Origin of the sequence: Microcoleus sp. Z1_A1, assembly GCF_036700305.1 — a bacterium.
GTDB lineage: Bacteria > Cyanobacteriota > Cyanobacteriia > Cyanobacteriales > Microcoleaceae > Microcoleus.
The window spans coordinates 9,152-31,525 of the sequence record NZ_JAUBOR010000053.1 but is presented as its reverse complement, the minus strand read 5'-3'; the positions used below and the strand labels follow the sequence as shown (position 1 = coordinate 31,525).

Genomic DNA, 22,374 nt, shown 5'->3' with positions numbered 1-22,374 from the left:
CAAAGTCGATCGAACTTTCTCCACTAGAACCTGAACCGATTTTAGATGCACCAAAGTCGATCGAACTTTCTCCACTAGAACCTGAACCGATTTTAGATGCACCAAAGTCGATCGAACGTTCTCAACCAGAATCCCAACCAGTTGTAAAAAATCGGCCAATTAAAAAAAAGCCACAACCGAGTAGCGATTCTCGGCCCGAACAGCCACCTGTTACCAAAAAGCGACCAATAGAAAGAAAAAAACAGGATAGCGACAGCAGTGAAACACCACCCGCAGGCGACTCAGAATGAACCAATTACCAATGCCCAATTACCCATTCCCAATTCCTAAATGTTAGTAATGATTAGTAATATTGTCGCAATTTACCGCAAAGAACTACAAAGCTATTTTGCATCGCCATTAGCCTATGCCATCGCAGCAGTCTTTTGGCTAATCACCGGCTACTTTTTAATAGCCATCCTCCTCGCCCCCGACGGGTTAATTCCCCAAATCGGCCAGCGAGACCAAATGGGAATTACCGAACCTCCCATCGACGTAGCCTACGAATTCCTGCAACTCTTCCTGCGAATCATGGGTTCCCTTTCCTTGTTCGTACTACCCGTACTCTCAATGGGACTTTACGCAGAAGAACGCAAACGTGGAACCTTAGAACTATTAGCCACATCGCCCTTAACAAACTGGGCAGTTGCTACCGGCAAACTCCTGGGAGTTTTAACATTTTATACCACAATGTTGCTGCCCCTGCTGTTCTGCGAGGCGATCGCCCTCAGTTCCTCAACCCCACCCGTACCCCCCGGAGTTCTTCTGCTAGGACACGGCGGCTTAATCTTACTAGCAGCAGGAGTATTGTCCCTCGGAATGTTTATTTCCTCCCTCACCGACAGCACAATTTTATCAGCCATCCTCACCTTCACTCTAGTATTATTTCTCTGGGTGATCGATGCAGTCGCCGTCAGTATCGGTGGCCCCTTCGGAACAGCATTAGGACATTTGTCGCTCCTAACAAATTACACCAATCTTGTCAAGGGAGTTTTCGATACCAGCAGTTTAATTATGTTTGCCAGTTACATCATTTTAGGAGTATTTCTGACCGCCCAATCCATCGATGCCTTGCGATATCAGCGTTCTTAAAAACACTAGACAAGGCAGAGACAGAGAAGGTTATTTTTGCCAAAGTAAAGAGAAGTAAAGAGCAAAGGGAAGGTTATTTTTCCCTGTTAATCATTCTACAAAATACCTCAAACAATGAGATTTATCAATCCCAAAATCGACTTTGCGTTCAAAAAAATATTCGGTTCCAGCGACAGCAAAGACATCCTGATTAATTTTTTAAACGCCATCCTTTATGAAGCACAGCCGGTCATCGAAGACTTAGAAATAATCGAATCCCAACCAGAACCTCAAACTCTCGCAACCCAAGACACACACCTAGATGTCAAAGCCACAATTAACGGCGGCAGAATCGCCCTAGTTGAAATTCAACTGATCAACGTGCCTTCCTTTGGGAACAGAGTTTTGTACAACGCTGCCAAAAGCTACAGCCAACAATTAACAGGAAAAGAGCGCTACGAAAGACTAAAAACAGTAATTTCCTTAAAAATTGCCGACTTTGAAATGTTTGAAAATCAGCCGGAATTTATGTCACGGTTTGTTTTCAAAGAAAAAGAGCAACAGTTTGAGTGTCCAGATACTCAAATAGAATTAGTATTTATCGAACTGCCAAAATTTAGCAAGGAATTAGCAGAATTAGAAACAACGGCAGATCAATGGATTTACTTTCTCGAAAAGACCAGCACTCTGGAGACAGTACCAGAAACACTCAGTGCAGTTCCCGAAATTCAGAAAGCTTTTAGAATTGCCAGCGAGGCAAACTTCACTCAGGAAGAATTAAATGAATTGCAGAAGCAAGAACTGTGGATTCAAGACCAGCAGATTGCCATAGATGTAGCAAGAGAACAGGTGACAAAAGCCGCTCAACTCTCGTTAATATTGCGTCAGCTAGTGAAGCGATTAGGCACAATACAACCGGAAACTGAAAACAGCATCCGTCAATTAGGTATACAGGAATTAGAAGAACTAGGAGATGCCGTGATCGATTTCAACAAGCCATCCGATTTAACAGCATGGTTGCAGGCTAATGCGATATAGAATAACATCCTTCAACCATAATTTTGTCACTCAATATTTACATTATGAAAATTAGGAAAACAAATTGGAAATACGTTTTTTTGCTGGGCCCCCTCCTCATCGCAGCGGGTGTAACAGCAGCACTTGTATCTGGAGTATGGGACCCGCTGACAGTCGGTTTAGTTATTGCCGGAGCAGTGACGATCGCCCTTTGGCTGCTATATTTGAGTTACGAACAAAGCTTTTGGGGGCAGCGTTCCACCCAAGCCAGCACCAACGCCCTGATTGCTACCCTCGCCGTCTTTGTGATACTCGGAGTAATTAACTTCATAGCCGTTCGCTATCCCGTCCGCATCGACTTAACCGAAAGCCAACAATTTACCCTTGCGCCGCAGACTCAACAAATACTGCGAAACCTGCAACAAACAGTCAAAGTTTGGGTATTTGACCCCATCCAAAATCCCCAAATTAAAGAATTGCTGCAAAGCTACAAACGCGAGGGAGGCGAAAAGTTCCAATTCGAGTTTGTTGACCCGCAGACCCAACCTGGAAAAGCGCGGGAATTTAGTATTACTAGCATCGGAGAAGTTTACCTGCAATCCGGCGACAGAAAACAGGTACTGCAAAAAGGTGGCACCGCTTTTGGTAGCGACCCAAATCAAGGTCTTTCAGAGATAAAACTTACCAATGGCTTAGAAGAAATCCTGAGCACTCGCGTTGCTAGAGTTTACTTTTTGCAAGGCAAAGGAGCCCGCCCGCTACAGGAAGGTCAAGGCGGAATTCAGCAAGCTGAAAAAGCTTTGAAAGATAAATACTACAACGTCCAAACCCTGAATTTGACCGAACGCAAAGAAGTGCCAGAAGATGCAGATGCTTTAATCGTTCCCGGCCAGGACAAACCGTTTTCCGATACAGAAATTAAAGCACTAAGAGCTTATCTCGATCGCGGCGGCAGTTTATTGTTAATGGTAGACCCGGCAATTGATACGGGATTGGGCAAATTGCTGGAAGAATGGGGCGTAAAACTAGACGCCCGTTTGGCCATCGATGCTTCGGGCACTGGTCAAAGATTTGGGCTGGGCCCCACGGTTCCCACAGTCAGGCGCTACGGCGAACATCCGATTACTCAAAGTTTTGGCAACGGCATTTCATTTTATCCGTTTGCGCGTGCTTTGGAAAACTCGCCAGTAGAAGGGATAGAGGCAAAACCGCTGATTTGGACGAGTCAGGAAAGTTGGGCGGAAAGCGATTTAACGACTAAGAAATTGGAGTTCGATCAGAAGACCGATAAACAAGGCCCGCTATTATTAGGTGTAGCTTTAGTTCGATCGACCACTGACAGCACTCCCTCAAAGCCCTCACCTTCACCAACACCTACTTCACCCTCGCCTTCACCCCAAGCATCACCGACAGATTCCCCATCGCCGATAGATTCACCCTCACCGACAATTTCCCCATCGCCGACAGATTCACCCTCACCGATAGATTCACCCTCACCGACAATTTCCCCATCGCCGACAGATTCACCATCGCCGACAGATTTACCATCGCCGATAGATTCACCATCGCCGACAGATTCACCCTCACCGATAGATTCACCCTCACCGACAATTTCCCCATCGCCGACAGATTCCCCATCGCCGACAGATTCACCATCGCCGACAACTTCGCCAACAGCTTCCCCAATCAGCTATTCGGTGATTGTCTCGCAAGAAGCAACGCCTCCAGCATTACCGACGACTTCGCCAACACCAGCAGCATCTCCCACAGCATCTCCCACAGCATCTCCCAGTCCAACCGCAACTCCTTCTGCGCCTTCAACTCCTAGAAAAACATCGCGAATGGTAGTAATTGGCACATCTCAATTTGTGACTAACGGTTGGTTTGACCAACAACTCAATAGCGACGTGTTTCTCAATTCAGTCAGTTGGTTGAGTAAACCAGACCAGCAAAGCTTTTCTATCAGTCCGAAAAAAGCTACTAACCGTCGCATTAACATGACGGCTATCCAAGTAGGATTGCTGGTTTTAGCTTGGCTAATTTGGCCTTTACTCGGACTGGGAATTGGGGGCGCTATCTGGTGGAAGAGAAGATAAGTTAGTTGACAGTTGACAGTTGTCAGTTGACAGTTGTCAGTTGACAGTTGACAGTTGTCAGTTGTCAGTTGTTATTAATAACAGACTCCCCAATGCCCAATTCCCAATTCCCGATGCCCAATGCCCAATTCCCAATGCCCAATTCCCAGTTACTATGAAATTGCAGAAAAATACATTTGTATTGATAGCCGTCGCACTTAGCATGACTGGGTTGGTTGCTTTGTTCGAGATGCAAGTGGCTCCTAAACAGGAAGCTGCTAAGGAAGAACAACAGAAAATTTTTGCTTTTAACTCCGATCGCGTACAATTCTTTACAGTCAAAACTCCCGAAAAAATATTGACTTTTGAGCGAGTTTATGCTACAAAAGGAGGCAAGTCTAGCTGGGAAATGAAATTGCCAGTGCAAGCACACGCGAGTCAGGCATCGGTGGATTTTTTGCTAGACAGGCTGGCAACAGGAAAGAGCGATCGCACGATTAATATTACTGCTGCTCAACTGCCAGAATTCGGTCTCGACCAACCCCAAGCTACAGTCACAGTAAAACTGGACAACCAGGAAACTCACCGCCTAGTATTAGGCAAAACAGACTTTAGCGGCCGCTTCTTGTACGCTCAAGCCAATCCGCCGGAAGCGCCCCCTCAAAATTCCGCCCAAAATTTGCCCGTGCTGCTAGTGCCATTTGACTTTAAAAATGCCGTCCAGCGACCTTTGTCAGAGTGGAAAAAAGCAGAAGCACCCAAAACAGAGAAACCGCAAAAACCATCTCCCACGCCAAGTCCTGAGAATAAATAGATGCCCAGTCGCTCCTCGATGTTGCACCATTCTCAATAAGGCTTTTATGAACAGGCTTTTCGGCCTGTGAAGCGAGAAAATTTACTCTTTGTGGAACAGGCCGAAAAGCCTGTTGCGGACAATGGTGCACTCTGGGATAGAATTTAAAGAACAAATCCCAAAACCTGTTACATTCAACATTCCTCACCTAAAATACAAAAAAGTCTAAACTTAAACTGTATTTAAGTGGCGTGCATTACCCCCAGGAAAGGGCGAATATGTTTCAGACAGCACTCAACCAAGGTACGACAGCAGCGGATACAGCGTTTGACGTTGAACTCCGCAAGGTATTTAAGGTATTTAACGGCGAAACCGCAGTCCGCGGAGTAGACCTCAACATCCGCCAAGGAGAATTTTTTAGCATCCTCGGGCCTAGCGGCTGCGGCAAGACTACGACGCTGCGCTTAATCGCTGGGTTCGAGACTCCCTCGGCTGGCGAATTAATGATTCGCGGCCAGTCGATGACCAACACTCCAGCTTACCGCCGTCCGGTAAATACTGTGTTTCAAAGCTATGCTTTGTTCGGACACATGAATGTCTGGGACAATATCGCTTTTGGATTGCGGATCAAAAAGCTGGGGAAAGCAGAAATTGAAGAACGGGTACGGGAAGTTTTGCAATTGGTGAAAATGGAATCTTTCGCCAACAGGTTTCCCGGTCAAATGTCGGGCGGCCAGCAACAGCGGGTGGCTTTGGCGAGAGCTCTGGTAAATCGACCGGCGGTTCTGCTGCTGGACGAACCTCTGGGTGCTCTGGATTTGAAGTTGCGGAAGCAGATGCAGTTGGAACTGTCGAATTTGCATCAAGAATTGGGTTTGACTTTTGTGATGGTGACTCACGACCAAGAAGAGGCGATGAGTCTGTCTGACCGGATTGCGGTGATGCACGAGGGCAGGATTGAGCAAATTGGCTCTCCTGAAGAAATTTATGAGTGTCCGCAGACGGCTTTTGTGGCGGATTTTATTGGGGATACGAATTTGTTTGCGGGTACGGTAGAATCGATCGACCGATCGACTATCACAGTTCGCACATCAGCCAATCTGAAAATAATCGTTCAGCAGTCGGATATGTGGAATGGTGTCACAGGCGACTCGGTTGTGGTCAGCGTTCGACCGGAAAAAGTATATTTGAATCTCTACCAGCCGGAAGTGTCGGTCAACTGTTTTGAAGGGCGGCTCAAAAATACTATGTACATGGGCACGCACGTTCATTACGTCGTTGAGTTGGCTTCGGGCGATAAAATTACGGTGCGCCAGCCAAATACAGGCGGCTCTTTCCCAGATCCGCACACGCCGATTTATGCTTATTGGGGAACTACTGATTGTCTCGCTTTGAGCGATCGGAATTAGTCAGTTGGCAGTTGGTAGTTGATATTAGTCATCAGTCATCAGTCATTGATTATTTGTTGGTGGTTGGTTCTCCTAACAAATAACATAGGACAATTCCCAATTCTTAATTACCAATTCCCCAATCTTCAATCTTCAATCTCCAAATCTAAAATCTAAAATCTAAAATCTAAAATCGAACTGTGCCTCCGACTAACTTACCAATTTCCAGGATTTTTCCGGCTAATTCTACACGCCGTCAGTTCCTAAAAAATTCGGCGGCGACAATTTCAGGGTTAGCTGTTTCGAGTTGCGGCTGGCGACTTGCAGACGTACAATCTGCTCCTCCCGTCAAAGGTTCTGCCGACCAACTTTTCATCTATACTTGGGCAGGCTATACCGATAACGCTTTGCTCGATCGCTTTGCCGAAAAAACAGGCATCCGCGTCATCGCAGATGTATTCGACTCCAATGAGTCGATGCTGGCGAGAGTTCAAGCCGGTGGCGCCCGCGCCTACAGCATCATTTACCCGTCTGACTACATGGTGATTCAGATGACGGAACTGGGGCTGTTGAGCCAATTAGACCACTCGATTTTGGGCGGACTCGATCGGCTAAAAAAACAGTTCCAAAACCCCGTCTATGACCCAGGAAACCGCTACAGCGTCCCTGTGAGTTGGGGAACCACAGGCTTAATTTACAACAGCGAACAGCTCAAAGAAGCTCCTGAAGATTGGGACTATTTGTGGAAGCACAAACAGGAGTTAGCAAGGCGAATGACGCTGGCAAATGATGTTCGAGAAGTTATGGGTGCTGCGTTGCGAATGTTGGGCTATTCTCTCAATTCTACGAACCCAGAGCAAGTGAAACAAGCTTATGAAAAGTTGGTTGAACTCAAACCGGCGATCGCATCTTTTACCACTAATGCTTGGCGGCCACAAATGCTGACGGGGGATTTGAAGGTAGCTATGTGTTATTCTTCTGATGCTAATGAGGTAATTCCAGATAATGACAAATTGCGCTATGTTGTGCCAAAAAGCGGTTCTTCTCTGTGGACTGACACTTTAGTAATTCCTAAAGGTGCTCCCAATCCAGAAGCAGCTTATAAGTGGATTAACTTTATGCTGCAAGCGGATGTCGCTGCTTCTTTAGTAGAACGGCTCAGTTTCTCAACTCCTTCGGAAGATGCTTTTAGTTTGCTGACGCCGGAAGTCCGCGAAAATGAAATTCTTTTCCCTTCTGAGGCAACTTTGAAAAATTGCGAAGGTGTTGCGCCGGTAGGAAAATTTATAGACGTGTACGATCGCTATTGGACTCAATTAACCAGCGGCTAATCTTATTTATTGCCATAAATTTCATGTAGATTTCGATTTACCGTGGGGTGGGGGCGGGTTTATGAGATTGTTTATTTTAGGCGATGATTGTAGGTGAACCCGCCCCTACATTACATTTCGATTTACCGTGGGGTGGGGGCGGGTTTATGAGATTGTTTATTTTAGGCGATTATTGTAGGTGAAACCCGCCCCTACAAATCAAAACTCAAAACTCAAAACTATTTATTTATGGCTGTTTCCACTCAAGCTCCCCCTCCTCTTCCTCCCGGTTCTCCCTCGAAGGCTGAAACTGTTTCTCGCTGGTCGGCGTGGGCTGGGCCACTGGCATTGCTGGGCCCTTCTGGCTTGTTGCTGCTTTTATTATTAGTCATACCAACTTTGGTGATTTTTCAGCTTAGTTTGGTTCCGAATATTAAGCCAGGAGATTTGGTGAATCCTTCGGGAATCGGCAATTACCTGCGAGTGTTTGAGCCGCTGAATTTACAGGTGATGGGTCGATCGCTCTTTTTCGCAACGGGGACTACTATTCTGTGTTTGCTGCTGGGATTTCCCGTCGCTTACTGGATCGCCCTCAATGTCTCGAAAAAGTGGCGGAATTTAACTTTGTTAGGCTTTGTGTTGCCGCTGTGGACTTCTTCGCTGTTGCGATCGTATGCTTGGATTACAATTCTGCGTCCTACGGGGGTTCTCAACTCGCTGCTGGCACTTGTAGGCATTCCTCCTCTAGAATTGCTTAATCAAAGCTCCGCAGTTTTAATCGGCATGGCTTACAGTTATTTGCCTTATATCGTGACAATTCTCTACGCTTCTTTGGAAAAGTTAGACCGCAGGTTGCTAGAAGCATCTCAGGATTTGGGTGCGAACCCAGTGGAAACTTTCTGGAAAGTGACAGTACCTCAGACGATGCCCGGAATTGCTGCGGGTTCTTTGCTAGTATTTATTAGCTGTTTGGGCGATTTTGTCGATCCAGAGTTGCTCGGTGGAGCTTCGAGCATGACGGCGGCTCGTTTAATTTACAATCAATTTTTGGGGGCGACTCAAAATTGGGGTCTGGGTTCGGCTCTGAGTATGGTATTAATCTTTGCAGTGAGTATCGGAATTGCCCTTTTGCTCAAATATGGCGATCGTAATGCAATTTAAAGAAGTCATTAGTCAGTAGTTATTAGTCATTAGTTATTGGTTACTGGTTATTGGTAGCTACTCACAAATAACAACTGACAACAACCGATTACCAATTACCAATTACCAATTAATTACCAATTACCGATTACCGAGAAATGGAAAATACCCCCGAAAATACACAGGAGGACATACAAGCCGATATGTACTTAAAACCTAAATTTAAGGTTTCTTGGCAGGTAATATTTGCCGTTGTGATGTTTTTTTATATGTACCTGCCCATCCTGGTACTCACCTTTTACAGCTTTAACAAATCGCGTTTTAGCGCCGGCTGGGAAGGATTTACCTTAGATTGGTACGTTAAATTATTTAGCGATACGCGGATTTTAATTGCCCTGAGAAACAGTTTAACAGTGGCTGTTTGTGCAGTGGCAATCTCGGCGGTACTCGGCACTTTGATGGCGGTTGGTTTAGCCCGCTACCGCTTTCCAGGCAAGAGTTTATATCAGGGAGTCTCCTACTTGCCGATTATTATTCCAGATATTGCTACCGCAGTTGCTACTCTGGTATTTTTAGCAGCGCTGGCGATTCCTCTGAGTTTGTGGACGATTGTCGCCGCTCACGTTGTGTTTTGTCTGGCTTACATCGCCCTAGCTGTTTCTACTAGATTGGCCGATTTAAACCCGTATTTAGAAGAGGCTGCCTTGGATTTGGGTGCAACGCCTGTTGAAGCTTTTATTAAAGTTTTGCTCCCTCAATTAATACCCGGAATTGTTTCGGGTTGTCTCCTGTCTTTTGTCCTCAGCATGGACGATTTTTTGATTGCGAGTTTTACCGCAGGTAGCGGGACTACAACTCTGCCGATGGAAATTTTTAGCCGGATTCGGACTGGGGTGAAACCGGATATTAATGCTCTCAGCGTGCTGTTGATAGTAGGTTCGGGAGGATTGGCGTTTTTAGCGGAATATTTGCGCGGCCGGGGCGAGCAAAAACGGACTCATTAGTCATAGGTTATTAGTAACCAAAAAACCCGGTTTCTTAAAGAAACCGGGTTTCTGAAGCGGTAAGGTGCGAAGTACCCACCCTACATTGGTTCTGCGTCTAGGACAGAATTGCTGCTATTTTGCTGCTGGTAATTTCACTTTAGTAGCCAAACCTAGTGCTTCCAAAACTTGAATTGTCATCCAAGTGAAGTCAATCTCCCACCATTCCATCCCGTGACGCGCAGAGTATTGATAAGCATGGTGGTTGTTGTGCCAGCCTTCGCCGTAAGTCAGGACAGCCACCCACCAACAGTTAGTAGAACTATCCTTTGTTTCGTAAGTGCGATAGCCAAATTTGTGAGTGGCGCTGTTAACAAACCAGGTGCAGTGATAAACGAAAACTAAGCGGACAAAAATTACCCAAACTACAAAGGGCCAGCCGGCTGCTAAGTAAAGCAACACGCCAAAGGCGATTTGAATTGGCAGAAAGTAATTTTGCAAAAACTGGTAAAAGGGGTCGCTCGAAATGTCTTTTGTGCAGCGGGGAATTTCAGCGTGAGCTGGACCTTTATATAGCATCCAGCCGAGGTGACTCCACCAAAAACCCTTTTGGGCATTGTGAGGGTCGAGCGCATTTTGGTCAGAGTGGGTGTGGTGCAATCGGTGCAGCCCAACCCAATCAATTATTCCTCCTTGACAGGCAAGGGCTCCGCAAAATGCTAGAAAGTATTCTACGAATTTTGGTGTCTGAAAACTGCGGTGGGTGAGCAGGCGATGCCATCCGAGAGTTATTCCCAAACCGCCGGTTATCCAGTGCATGAATACTGTTAAACCAACTGCTGTCCAATTGAAGTTACTGGGTAGCAGTGCGAACAAAGCGCCGATATGAAGTCCTGCTAAACTAATAACGTGCTTCCAATTGTATTGGAGTTTTTCTTGCGTTGCAATTGTCATTCTCTTTTTGATTTCTGATGAGATGCCGAGCTAGATTCACGCATAATAGTTGGGATTGAGCAGTGAACTTTTTTGCTGCACACTTGCCCAAACTAATAAAGAATCAATGATAGATTTGGGATTAGGATTGAAAAAAATTTACGGTTGTATAGCAATCCTAAATGATTCAGATAAATTGGTAGGGGTAGTGCTAAGAGTGCCTACCCCCTATCTATCGGGCAACCGGGCGTGGGATTACCCCTACAATAATTATGCAAATGATTTAGGATTGCTATATTCTGAAAATAAAAACTTTGGCTGCTAAACAAAATTTTTTGTTCCCAATTATATTATAACTGATTCGGGTTTGGGTTGGGTCGATCGCACCAGGGGATTCGATCTCTGTTCAACCCAACCTATACCGATCGCAAAAACAGGATTAGCCATTGGTCACAAGCTATTAGTCCAGAACTGATGAGCGACAACCAATGACTAATTGCCGATCGCTATTTTTCTGCTAATTTCACTTTGGTTGCCAAACCCAGCGATTGCAGCAATTGAATTGTCATCCAGGTGAAGTCGATTTCCCACCATTGGAGACCGTGGCGAGCCGAGTATTGAAAGGCGTGGTGGTTGTTGTGCCAGCCTTCGCCGTAGGTGAGCAGAGCCACCCACCAGCAGTTGGTCGAGCGATCGCCCGATTCGTAGGTGCGGTAGCCGAATTTGTGGGTAGCGCTGTTAACCAGCCAAGTGCAGTGGAACACCACCACGATCCGCAGAAACACGCCCCAAACCACGAAAGACCAGCCGCCTAATAAATAAAGCAACACACCGAAGACGACTTGGATGGGGATAAAATATGCTTGGAGAAACTTGTATACTGGGTCGTCGCCGATGTCTTTAGTAAAGCGGGGGATTTCCACTCTGATCGGGAGATCCGAGAGCATCCAACCCATGTGGCTCCACCAGAAGCCTTGATTGGAATCGTGGGGATCTGTTTCCGTGTCGGAATGGATGTGGTGTAACCGGTGCATTCCTACCCAGTCGATCGGGCCACCTTCACAGGAAAGGGTACCGCAAATAACTAGAAAATACTCTAGCCATTTCGGTGTTTGAAAACTGCGGTGGGTGACGAGGCGGTGATATCCGAGAGTAATTCCTAAACCACCTGTTACCCAATGCAGGAAGACTGCTAGCCCGACCGCAGACCAGCTAAAATTACCCGGCAGCAAAGCAAATAAAGCACCGATGTGCAGAAAGGCCATAAAGCCTATGACAGGCCAATCAGGAGAAGTTTTTTTGGAAGTTGCAATCGTCATGAATATATTATGTTTACAAACTAGGGGCCGCATCTACGCCATAATGAACAGCGCGCACGCAAAGGGTGAGCGAGGTATAGATGAATAGCGTTTCACGGCTACAGGAAGCAGAACAGGGACTCTTTCAGATTTTTTCTGGTATTGACACTACAGTCAAGCAAAATCTTCAACGAGTCTTAAAAGCTTTTCGCAGCCACCGGGTTGGAGTCCACCATTTTGCAGGGGTTACGGGTTACGGCCACGATGATTTGGGTCGGGAGACTTTGGACGGGGTGTTTGCCGAAGTGGTAGGGGCCCAGGCCGCGGCTGTCCGGGTACAGTTTGTTTCGGGTACTCACGCGATCGCCTGTGCTCTTTTTGGCATCCTGCGTCCTGGTGATGAAATGTTGGCAGTGGCTGGTTCTCCCTACGATACTTTAGAAGAAGTGATCGGCTTGCGCGGGCAAGGTCAAGGTTCACTGCTTGAGTTTGGCATTAGTTACCGTGAGTTGCCTCTAACTCGCGAAGGAAGTGTGGATTGGCAGGCATTGAGCTCTACTATTTCAGCAAAGACTCGCCTAGTTTTTATCCAGCGCTCTTGCGGCTATTCTTGGCGGTCGAGTTTGTCTATTTCTGAGATTGAAAAAATCGTCGCCATAGTCAAACATCAGAATCCTAACACAATTTGCTTTGTTGATAATTGTTACGGGGAGTTTGTTGATGATTGCGAACCTACTGCTGTGGGTGCGGATCTGATGGCTGGTTCTTTAATCAAAAATCCGGGGGGTACGATCGTCCCTGCTGGAGGTTACGTCGCCGGCAGGGCGGATTTGGTGGAGGCGGCAACTTGTCGCTTGACGGCACCGGGAATCGGCAGCAGCGGCGGCGCAACTTTTGATTTGAATCGGTTGCTGTTTCAGGGTTTGTTTATGGCTCCCGGTTGTGTGGGCGAGGCGATGAAGGGCAATCATTTGACGGCTTATGTTTTTTATAAGTTGGGTTATCGAGTGAATCCTATGCCTTTGGCTAGAAGACGAGATGTGATTCAGGCGATCGAATTCGGTTCTGCTGATAAGTTAATTGCTTTTTGTCGGGCTGTTCAGCAAAATTCCCCCGTCGGTTCCTATTTAGATCCGGTGCCGGCTCCGATGCACGGGTATGAAAGTCAGTTAGTGATGGCTGGGGGTACTTTTATCGATGGGAGTACGTCGGAGTTTTCGGCTGACGGGCCTCTGCGGGAGCCTTACGTGGCTTTTTGTCAGGGGGGGACTCATTGGACTCATGTATCGATCGCCCTGGAGGATGCGATCGAGGCTGTGGGCCCAGCAAATAAGTCGTAGCGGTGCGGTACGGGGGTTCCCTGGGTTTGCATGGTGATTTTGGGGGATTTTTTGACCACGAATTTCTTCATGTGGTACCCCCCACGTGATTTATCCGTGGAATCAATCCAAAATCGCAAATCGAAAATCACTTATTGCCCCCGCATTTATCTCGCGCAAGTCAATCTAAAATCTAAAATCTAAAATCTAAAATCGATTGACTGCAGATGCAGGCTGATTGACGTTGATGAACGCAGATTAGAAGATGTATCCGGGATCGGCTGCTGGGAGTTGGTTCGCCGGCGCGATCGCGCCGGAACCTGTACTCAGCATCAGAGTTAAAATTAATATCGCTGTATTTGCGAGTTTACTCAGCTTTTTTGAGTGCTTGAATATCACCTTGCATAATCAAACTGACATTGCGGGAAATCTTGTCGATTTCCCAATCCCACCACCGTATTTCTAATAGTTGTGCAACCTCACCATCGCTAAAACGCTGTTTGATTGGATGGGCGGGATTTCCACCGACAACGGTGTAAGCGGGAATGTCTTTTACTACAACGGATTTGGCAGCAATGACGGCACCGTCGCCGATTTTGACTCCGGGCATAATCAGGGATTCATAGCCGATCCAAACATCATTGCCAATGACGGTATCGCCTTTACTTGGCAGTTCCATTAATAAATTCATGGCTGTTTCCCAACCATTCCCAAAAACCGGAAAAGGATAAGTTGAAATCCCGTCGAGTTTGTGATTTGCACCGTTCATTATGAATTTGACGTTGGTGGCGATCGCACAAAATTTGCCAATTATTAATCGGTCGTTTCCGTAGTTATAAAGTACATTTTTTTCAAAGTTTTCTGGATCTATTGGATCGTCGTAATATGAGTAATCGCCGACGATAATGTTGGGGGATTTAATAAAGTTTTTGATGAAGCATACGCGCCGCTGATCGGCCATCGGATAAGGTCGGTTTGGATCGGGCCCAATTTCTGTCATAAGTTTCAATGCTTATTCGTTAAGCTGCTGGATTAATGTAGTGTTAATTCGAGTGAGGTTTGCTTCTAATTCGTTAACATAGAGTAAGAGTTTTTGTCAAGGGGTGGGAGAGAAAATTTGGGGCGATCGCCCTGCAAGAAATGAGACACAATGGTAAAAGCCAACATCCATCCGTGTTGCGAAGCGGTTAAAAATCCCAAATTAATATCAAAGAAGCGATCGCAGTGAGATAATTTATGAGAATACGAACCTACGAAATCGGTGATACCCAACAAATTGTAAAACTGTTTTACGACACCATACACGAAGTAAACATCCGCGATTACACACAAGCACAAGTAGATGCTTGGGCGCCAGCAGATATGGATATCGAAAGTTGGACTAAAAGTTTAAGCAGTAAATTTACTTTCGTAGCAGAAGAGGGTGAGAAAATTGCAGGTTTTGGGGAATTAGAAGCAAACGGCCATATCGATCGCTTTTACTGTCATAAAAATTTTCAAAGACAAGGAGTTGGTAGGCTAATTTTAAAACAAATTGAGTCAAAAGCTAAAGAATTACGAATTAACAAGTTATTTACCGAAGCCAGCATTACAGCTAGACCTTTTTTTGAAAGCCAGGGATTTATGGTGATTAGAAAACAAGAAGTAGAACGGCGAGGACAAAAATTCATCAACTTTGCGATGGAAAAAAATATATAAACAACGATTTGTGTAAAATTAGATCGAAGAGTTTTACTCAGGAGTTGCGATGGTGACGGAAGCTACAAATGTGCTGGGCGGAAAGTTAGAGACTTGCTGCACTTCGCCAATGACAGGATATTATCGGGACGGCAAATGCAATACAGGTGGTGGTGACTTTGGGGCTCACACTGTTTGTGCTCAACTGACAGAAGAGTTTTTGCAATTCACTAAGTCGAATGGAAATGATTTGAGCACTCCGGTTCCCGAATTTAATTTCCCCGGTTTGAAGCCTGGGGATTGCTGGTGTTTGTGCGCTTCTCGCTGGAAGGAAGCAATGGATGCGGGATGTGCGCCGCTTGTGGTTTTGGGTGCGACTCACGCCCTGACTTTGGAATACGTTTCTTTGGATGAATTGAAGCAGCACGCTGCTGATTTGTAGGAAGGGAGGTGCGATCGCTTTTAGTCAATAAGGGCGATCGTCTTTTTCTGATGAATAGCAAATTTATCCTTCGTAACAGAAATATTTAAGTGCGATCGAACGTCACTGTAAAGTTTTATGGTTGAGCTTGTGGTTCCCACTTACAGATAGACTCTGGCTTGAGTGGGCAAGTTTTGGGGGCGATCGGATTTCCGCTGAGTTGTAACCAAGTCAGGTTAGTTAAGGATTGCAATGGTTTGATGTCATAGATTTGATTGTTTTCGAGATTGATCGCAGCCAGTTTAGTCAAAGATAGCAATGGTTTGATGTCGCTGATTTTATTATTGTTGAGGTCTAACCAAGTCAGTTTAGTCAAGGATGCTAGCGGTTTGATGTCGCTGATTTGATTGTTGCTGATGTCTAACCAAGTCAGGTTAGTCCAAGATGCCAGCGGTTTGATGTCGCTGATTTGATTGTTGTTGAGTTGGAGAGTAGTCAGTTTAGTCAAGGATGCTAGCGGTTTGATGTCGCTGATTTGATTGTTGCCGACGGAGAGTGTAATCAGGTTAGGCAAAGATGCTAGCGGTTTGATGTCACTGATTTGATTGTTACTAATGTGGAGTGTAATCAGGTTAGTCAAAGATTCTAAAGGTTTGATGTCGCTGATTTGATTACCCCAGAGGAAGAGTGCGGTGAGACTCGAAAGTTTCTGATTAGCCACATCGCACTCTCTAGTCCCTGCTTCCTTCAACAGCATCTCAACAGTATGTTTAGCTTCTGGAGTCAAAGAATCTTTTTCGCGACACCATTCAGCAAATGTTTTGTTTCCCGATCGCGTTTCTGCAGCCTTCGCCGACACTCCATTTCCAGATAATGCTAGAAGCCCACAACCAGTAAGTGCGATCGACCTTGGTAAATTGATATATTTCTGTGCCACTATAAGTGTCATAATCTTATATATCTAATTGAAAGTTAAAGCCATCTTGCACCACAAACACAACCAATAATTGATTCAGTCCTTTTCAAAGGACTTAAGCTTTGAGGCAGAGGTTTCAACCCCTGCCGGACTGAAGGAAAGAGGGCAATATCATGTCCCTGCAAAATACCTCTTAAAAACTCTCCGAATCACCTCACTCAGGCAACTTATACTGTCCCACAATCCGCTTAGCATATTCCGGCACATGAGCCTCTAATTTCTCAGGATAATTCCGCTTCACGTACAGATAATTGCGAGTGAAATGAGAATCAATCGAAAAACGGGCATATTCCAAACCCTTCGGCCCAATTCTCTCAATAAACACGCCCATTAACTTCGCCGCCCACATCGGCAAAGTCACTCCTTTTTCATAAGCCGGAATGCTTTGCTGAACCGCTTCTTTTCGGTTTCCCTTAGACATCACCGGCTGAGTATTTAACTGATCCGTTACCAAATCTAACATCTCTTGCCCGGTGTCATTTCGCACCACAATCCACTGCCAGCCAAAAGGTGCGCCCATGTAGCCGACAACTAAATCTGCTAAAGAATTCACATAATCAAAACAGCTCAAACAAGAAGGAGCAAAAACATCTTTCAATTCCTTAGTATTCAAGCCAAAAAACGGCACTTTTTCTTCCGAACCATCTTCGTGTTTGAAGTGAACGTTAAAGTCTTGCATAAACTCGTAAGAAACCACCGTTTCAGGAGAACGGCTAGTCGTGTCTAGGAATTTCTGCAAGCCTGCACGGCTGACATTATCAACGCAGGGAGTTCCCAAAACGTAGAGCTTTTCTAAACCGAGTTTTTTCTCGACTGTTCGCAAGGCTTGAATTTGACAGCCGACACCAATTACTAACAGCCGCTTCATCCCCGATTTTTCGATTTGTTCTAATACTGAAAGATTGGGAGAGAGTGTTGGTTTGTTGACTTTTGCTGCCAGAATTTCTTCGCGATTTCTAGCAATTATCGGCATCGGTTGAAAGCGGTCTTCTTTTGTATTTTGGACGCAAACAACGCCTTCTACAATTCCTTTTTCGAGCATTTCAATGGCAATTGTGCTGACGATTCCCGTCCATTGAGCACCCTCAATTGGTTCTTTTTTACGAGCCGCCATCATGTTTTGACTGACTCCGAAATACCAATCGTCGGGATTGTCGAGATTTCGCGATCGCCCGTGAATCTCTGCTTCTAATTCTGCAATATGCTGTGTTAAGAAAGCACAAGATTCCTTGACATAATGGATGTAATATGTATCGCACAAACCGCACTCGCTGCACAGTTCTTTAGCGGGGCGGCGGCTACCCGGTTTGAGGGCTTTGGATTTTTGGTGTTTAGTAGAATCTGTTGCGGTCATCTAAATTACTTATTTTATGCAGATATGGCTTTTGTTAGGATATCACAGCAATTTCCCTTGATTTACCTCCTTTATTCTTTCTTTCATTCCCCGCAGGCGGACGCAAGGTTGTGCGGGAGCAAATTCGGTTCGCCCGAAATTGGCGGTTTTCAAAACTTAAAAAATATTAGTCAGGACTTACCTAGCTGGCGCTAGAAACCCGGTTTCTTCCTGAACACCTCACTGTTAAACCTAAGATTTAGGGTAAAAACCGGGTTTCTTTGTGTAGTTTGGGTAAAAAAATTCGGTTTCAGATCATCGCAGTGCGTCGAGGAGTCTTTGTGTAAGTCCTATTAGTATCAATCCGGATCGAGGGGGCGATCGCGCGAATACATTGCCAAATAAAGCTATAAAAAAATGGTAAAAATGTTTGTGACAACAGCCGTCGCTGGCATCATGATGAATCTCGCAATTTCGAGCTTAGGATTTGCTGCTTTAGTTCGTCCTGTTCCCGCTATGAATCAAACTGTTGTGACTCTAGAAAGAATGCTCAGCGCGACACAAAAGCCGGCGGCGCTGAACTATTCGCGCCTGGGGATTGGCGGCGTTCGGTTGGGGATGGCTGTAGAAGAGGCAAAACGTAAGTTGGGAAAACCGCAGCGCGACGAAACTAAACCTGCTGGGCCTGGCATCGGTGGCAAGATTCGCACGCTAACTTACTCAGGATTGACGGTAGCAGCATGGGAGGGCAAAGTTTATTTAGTTTCTACTACCAATCCCAAGTTTCTGACAATGGATGGTGTGAAGCTAGGAGATAACAGCCAAAAAGTCGTTAAAACTTACGGTTACGGGTCGCAATCTGTTAAAAGTGGAGTGACTCGCTTGACTTACAGCAATGACCAAAAGGCTTCTAATTTGATTGTGGAAATTAAGGGCGATCGCGTGCAAAAAATTATTGTGAGCACACAGCTAAACTGAAATATTAAATAACAGTGCAAAAGTCCCGGTTCACAAGTTTGTAGTAAGGACTTTATTCCTTATTTATGAGGATTTTTAGCTCTTCGGTGAGTTGACAGGAGGGCTTTTTCCTCATGTACGCGCGTGCGTAGCTATCCCGTAGGGAATCGCCCGCGTCTCCTTAATCCTCTTCATCCTCATCCGACAATTTTGTCATTTCCTCAGCAATTAGTGTCTGAAAATCCTCTCCGCAGTGCACGTTCAGATGGATTGCAGAGAGGAAGGAACTCTGCTATAATTTCAGCTTTTTGTCGATCGCTCAAATCAGGTAACTGAAGCTGATAGATTAAAGCAATCACATTTTGACACTCCGTACCCAATTCATCAATTAACGTTCTCAGTGTAGAATTAGTTACAGAAATTGTCCGATCGCTAACTTGCATATTGACTTATGTTGTTTTGGAATAATTAAACCGCAGAGAGCGCAGAGGGCACAGAGGAAGAGAAGAGAGAGATGAATAATTCCGATCTCAACGGATTTGATATTACCCATAAAAAAAGTAGAGGTGCGATCGATCGCACCTCTACAATAATTCTAAATAAGGTGCACCGAGTGCACCCTACCAATTAGCGGTTCTGGGGAACAGGAGCACTCGGTGCTCCAGAAAAAGTCGTCTCACCAGTCTTAGCCCGCTTTTTGATCAAGATAGGCTTGACGCTGTTTTCTCCACCAATCGGGGGATCTTCTTGTTGAGCGTAATCAGCGCCCATCCAAGCAGGACGGCTTTGATCGAAAGCCATTTGCAAAGCAGCAGCGGCGATCGCGTGGGAGTCGTACTCCTCGGATAACTGAGACACCAGAGGCAAGAAAGATGCCATCCGTTCGCCAGCCAAAGCTTCGCGAACTTTACCCTGCATCTTTTCCAACTGACGTGCTTCAATTTGCGCCCGTGTCGGAATGTTTCGCACTGTCAAGCTCGATCGCACGTGGCGTTCAATCAAACGCAGTTTGCGGCGATCGACCGGTTGAATCAGCGTAATCGCCGTTCCTTCGCGACCAGCCCGGCCCGTGCGTCCGATCCGGTGAACGTAGCTTTCCACACTGTCGGGCAAATCGTAGTTAATCACGTGAGTCAAGTGATCCACGTCCAAACCCCGCGCCGCAATATCAGTCGCCACTACCCAGCGCACCTGACATTGGCGGAACCGATGCAACAAACGTTCCCGTTGTGCCTGATTCAAATTACCGTGATACTCATCAACGCTGTGACCTGCTGCTTGCAGTTGGCTGGTGAGTTCTGCTGCCGACTGCCGAGTCCGCACAAAAATCAGTGCAGATTCCGGGTCTTCCATTTCTAGGATTGGCTGTAGGGCTCTTGCCTTCGACCAGCCGCGGGGAATCATGTACACACCTTGGCTGATGCGCTTTGGCGTTGCTTTTGGCTGTTCTACGGTGACGTTGACTGGGTTACGCAAATGCCGCGCCACCAATTTCCGAATGGAAGGTTCCATCGTCGCCGAGAAAAATGCCGTTTGACGTTCTTTTGGTGCAGCATCCAAGATTTTTTCCACATCTTGGATAAAGCCCATGCTCAGCATTTCGTCAGCTTCATCCAAAACCAGCCATTGTACCTTGTCTAGTTTCAGGCTGCCGCGGCTGAGCATATCCAATATGCGTCCGGGTGTACCGACAACGACGTGCACGCCGCGCTTCAAACGCTGCATTTGACGATCGATCGATTGACCGCCGTACACTGTCAGAACTTGCAGAGAGCGACCCACTTTTACCGGGCCGTCGCTGCTGATGCCGCTCAAATCACGGATGGCTTCAGTTACTTGCATCGCCAATTCGCGAGTCGGCGTCAGCACCAGTGCTTGCACCGCAGTCACATCTAAATCAATCCGCTCCAAGATGGGCAACGAGAATGCTGCCGTTTTGCCTGTCCCTGTTTGGGCTTGACCCACAACGTCGCGACCTGCTAACAGGTGCGGAATTGCTTGTACTTGGATGGGAGTAGGTTCTGTAAAGCCTAGTGTTTCCAGATGGAGAACGAGTTCTTCCGAAAGACCTAAGCCTTCAAACAATAAATTCATTAATGCTCCTAATAACGAGTCTTAGCCTTCTAAGTTGCCCAACTCGGATGCGGATTTCTGCTCGGCGGCAGGAACTCATAAGAGTTCTTTATGGTGCTGCGCCTGCGCGCACCTTCTTAAATAGCAATCGAGTATAGGGCAGCTCCGTCGATGGTGACTAAATTTACCAATTCGACAGCCGTCTTTGATTTTGTGACATCACCGATACCAACCGCCAGGGGTCGGGTTATAGGCTTCCAACATTCTTAAAACAGGACATTGGACTTCCTTTGAGGTACTTGCAAGCTTTCCCTCTTAGGCATTTTATAGTGAGGATCATGACCAGCCCCACTTCACTACATAGTAGTAGTAACAGGTTGTTTGGTTCAGGCGCTATCCCGCAATCCGTCGCCTGCGGGATTGAGCAGGGGATGGGGCGACCGTCAGTCGATTTTAGATTTTAGATTTTAGATTTTAGATTGACTCCACAGATGAATCAGGGAGCTTTAACTTTCTTCTAAAATTTTTATCTCTCCACGACTTAAGCCGGAGGCTTGTATTCCTTTTTGGGCTACCGTTACCGCCTATCCATCTCAACACTCTTTCGGGATACCGTTGTGGTGTAAGGCGGACGGCGAAGCAATCTCAAATTATCCCCGCTTATTTCTGGCTTGTTATCATCATAACTCTTTACATTCAGAAACAAAACATTAAATTCGTTAAAATTCTCCGATCGTTCTGTAGAGATTACCGCACCCCTAGGGGGAGGGTCGATTGCCAGATAGGGGCTAAAAAAGTTTAGAACCCTTTGATACCTATCTTTGCACAATATTGTACAAACCGTTACTTTTGCTGCACAATCCGCTAATCATTTTTGGCTGGTGTCTGGTTTTTGTTCGCCTCACCGTCTCAGGCGACAGTTCCAGCAACACTTACACTTGACCTCGCCCAGCAGCGGATACAGTCCCACGTCAACTCATGAGGGTCGATCCCACCATTTTAGACAAAAGATCGAGCTCCCAGATCAGTCTGTGCAGTCAATCTAAAATCTAAAATCTAAAATCTAAAATCGACTTGACCCCGCCCAGCACCGGATACAGTGCCACGTCAACTCATGAGGGTCGATCCCACCATTTTAGACAAAAGATCGAGCTTCCAGATCCGTCTGTGCAGTCAATCTCAAATCTAAAATCTAAAATCTAAAATCGACTTGACCTCGCCGAGCACCGGATACAGTCCCACGTCAACTCATGAGGGTCGATCCCACCATTTTAGACAAAAGATCGAGCTTCCAGATCCGTCTGTGCAGTCAATCTAAAATCTCAAATCTCAAATCTAAAATCGACTTGACCCCGCCCAGCACCGGATACAGTGCCACGTCAACTCATGAGGGTCGATCCCACAATTTTAGACAAAAGATCGAGCTCCCAGATCAGTCTGTGCAGTCAATCTCAAATCTCAAATCTCAAATCTAAAATCGACTTGACCCCGCCGAGCACCGGATACAGTGCCACGTCAACTCATGAGGGTCGATCCCACAATTTTAGACAAAAGATCGAGCTCCCAGATCA

General features: G+C 46.1%; 19 protein-coding genes and 1 pseudogene. 13 read left to right on the top strand and 7 right to left on the bottom strand.

The features are described 5' to 3' along the window. The 9 genes and pseudogenes from QT973_RS23710 to QT973_RS23670 all read left to right on the top strand — a co-directional run. A pseudogene (locus QT973_RS23710) lies at positions 1–290 on the top strand (hypothetical protein); the annotation flags it as partial. A gap of 40 nt (positions 291–330) precedes the next feature. Next, positions 331–1,131: an ABC transporter permease gene (locus QT973_RS23705; protein ID WP_333052732.1), complete on the top strand. Its 801-nt coding sequence runs from the start codon at positions 331–333 to the stop codon at positions 1,129–1,131. A 114-nt stretch (positions 1,132–1,245) separates the two neighbouring features. Continuing rightward, a complete protein-coding gene (locus tag QT973_RS23700) occupies positions 1,246–2,148 on the top strand; it encodes an Rpn family recombination-promoting nuclease/putative transposase (RefSeq protein WP_333052731.1) in 903 nt (300 codons plus the stop codon). Between the two features lie 44 nt (positions 2,149–2,192). Further along, complete coding sequence (locus QT973_RS23695; RefSeq protein WP_333052730.1) at positions 2,193–4,223, top strand: Gldg family protein; 2,031 nt, start codon at positions 2,193–2,195, stop codon at positions 4,221–4,223. A 19-nt stretch (positions 4,224–4,242) separates the two neighbouring features. Next, on the top strand, positions 4,243–5,016 hold the full coding sequence (locus QT973_RS23690; protein WP_333392314.1) for a DUF4340 domain-containing protein: 774 nt from the start codon (positions 4,243–4,245) through the stop codon (positions 5,014–5,016). A 257-nt stretch (positions 5,017–5,273) separates the two neighbouring features. Further along, entirely contained in the window at positions 5,274–6,404 is a 1,131-nt protein-coding gene (locus QT973_RS23685; RefSeq protein ID WP_333266051.1) for an ABC transporter ATP-binding protein, read from the top strand. A 179-nt stretch (positions 6,405–6,583) separates the two neighbouring features. Further along, positions 6,584–7,714 carry a spermidine/putrescine ABC transporter substrate-binding protein gene (locus QT973_RS23680; protein ID WP_333392311.1) on the top strand — a complete coding sequence of 377 codons (1,131 nt, stop codon included), beginning with the start codon at positions 6,584–6,586 and terminating at the stop codon, positions 7,712–7,714. A gap of 228 nt (positions 7,715–7,942) precedes the next feature. Next, positions 7,943–8,854 (top strand): ABC transporter permease, encoded by a 912-nt coding sequence (locus QT973_RS23675; RefSeq protein WP_333233983.1) that lies wholly within the window; start codon positions 7,943–7,945, stop codon positions 8,852–8,854. A gap of 137 nt (positions 8,855–8,991) precedes the next feature. After that, on the top strand, positions 8,992–9,837 hold the full coding sequence (locus QT973_RS23670; RefSeq protein WP_333052725.1) for an ABC transporter permease: 846 nt from the start codon (positions 8,992–8,994) through the stop codon (positions 9,835–9,837). Between the two features lie 114 nt (positions 9,838–9,951). On the opposite strand, the gene QT973_RS23665 is transcribed toward QT973_RS23670, so the two are convergent. Both QT973_RS23665 and QT973_RS23660 read right to left on the bottom strand, forming a co-directional pair. After that, on the bottom strand, positions 9,952–10,770 hold the full coding sequence (locus tag QT973_RS23665; protein WP_333052724.1) for a fatty acid desaturase: 819 nt from the start codon (positions 10,768–10,770) through the stop codon (positions 9,952–9,954). Positions 10,771–11,255: 485 nt separating this feature from the next. Further along, positions 11,256–12,068 carry an acyl-CoA desaturase gene (locus QT973_RS23660; protein WP_333392309.1) on the bottom strand — a complete coding sequence of 271 codons (813 nt, stop codon included), beginning with the start codon at positions 12,066–12,068 and terminating at the stop codon, positions 11,256–11,258. An 80-nt stretch (positions 12,069–12,148) separates the two neighbouring features. Between QT973_RS23660 and QT973_RS23655 the strand changes: the two genes are divergently transcribed. Continuing rightward, on the top strand, positions 12,149–13,387 hold the full coding sequence (locus QT973_RS23655; RefSeq protein ID WP_333392307.1) for a methionine gamma-lyase family protein: 1,239 nt from the start codon (positions 12,149–12,151) through the stop codon (positions 13,385–13,387). Between the two features lie 346 nt (positions 13,388–13,733). Here the strand turns inward: QT973_RS23655 and QT973_RS23650 are convergent, their stop codons facing one another. Continuing rightward, positions 13,734–14,366 carry a Vat family streptogramin A O-acetyltransferase gene (locus QT973_RS23650; protein WP_333392305.1) on the bottom strand — a complete coding sequence of 211 codons (633 nt, stop codon included), beginning with the start codon at positions 14,364–14,366 and terminating at the stop codon, positions 13,734–13,736. Between the two features lie 236 nt (positions 14,367–14,602). Here QT973_RS23650 and QT973_RS23645 point away from each other — a divergent pair, with 236 nt between their 5' ends. Further along, the gene (locus tag QT973_RS23645) at positions 14,603–15,064 is read left to right on the top strand and encodes a GNAT family N-acetyltransferase (RefSeq protein ID WP_333392303.1); all 462 of its coding nucleotides are present in this window, start codon (positions 14,603–14,605) and stop codon (positions 15,062–15,064) included. 49 nt (positions 15,065–15,113) lie between these two features. Then, entirely contained in the window at positions 15,114–15,485 is a 372-nt protein-coding gene (locus QT973_RS23640; protein WP_333052718.1) for a DUF2237 family protein, read from the top strand. A 115-nt stretch (positions 15,486–15,600) separates the two neighbouring features. Here QT973_RS23640 and QT973_RS23635 read toward each other — a convergent pair whose 3' ends face one another. Beyond that, positions 15,601–16,413 carry a leucine-rich repeat domain-containing protein gene (locus tag QT973_RS23635; RefSeq protein ID WP_333373791.1) on the bottom strand — a complete coding sequence of 271 codons (813 nt, stop codon included), beginning with the start codon at positions 16,411–16,413 and terminating at the stop codon, positions 15,601–15,603. Between the two features lie 181 nt (positions 16,414–16,594). Continuing rightward, the gene (locus tag QT973_RS23630; protein ID WP_333147617.1) at positions 16,595–17,794 is read right to left on the bottom strand and encodes a Coenzyme F420 hydrogenase/dehydrogenase, beta subunit C-terminal domain; all 1,200 of its coding nucleotides are present in this window, start codon (positions 17,792–17,794) and stop codon (positions 16,595–16,597) included. Positions 17,795–18,190: 396 nt separating this feature from the next. Between QT973_RS23630 and QT973_RS23625 the strand changes: the two genes are divergently transcribed. After that, the gene (locus QT973_RS23625; RefSeq protein ID WP_333274686.1) at positions 18,191–18,751 is read left to right on the top strand and encodes a hypothetical protein; all 561 of its coding nucleotides are present in this window, start codon (positions 18,191–18,193) and stop codon (positions 18,749–18,751) included. A 200-nt stretch (positions 18,752–18,951) separates the two neighbouring features. Here the strand turns inward: QT973_RS23625 and QT973_RS23620 are convergent, their stop codons facing one another. Both QT973_RS23620 and QT973_RS23615 read right to left on the bottom strand, forming a co-directional pair. Continuing rightward, positions 18,952–19,173: a hypothetical protein gene (locus tag QT973_RS23620; protein WP_333210490.1), complete on the bottom strand. Its 222-nt coding sequence runs from the start codon at positions 19,171–19,173 to the stop codon at positions 18,952–18,954. A 184-nt stretch (positions 19,174–19,357) separates the two neighbouring features. After that, positions 19,358–20,824 (bottom strand): DEAD/DEAH box helicase, encoded by a 1,467-nt coding sequence (locus QT973_RS23615; RefSeq protein WP_333052713.1) that lies wholly within the window; start codon positions 20,822–20,824, stop codon positions 19,358–19,360. Positions 20,825–22,374: the final 1,550 nt, after the last annotated feature.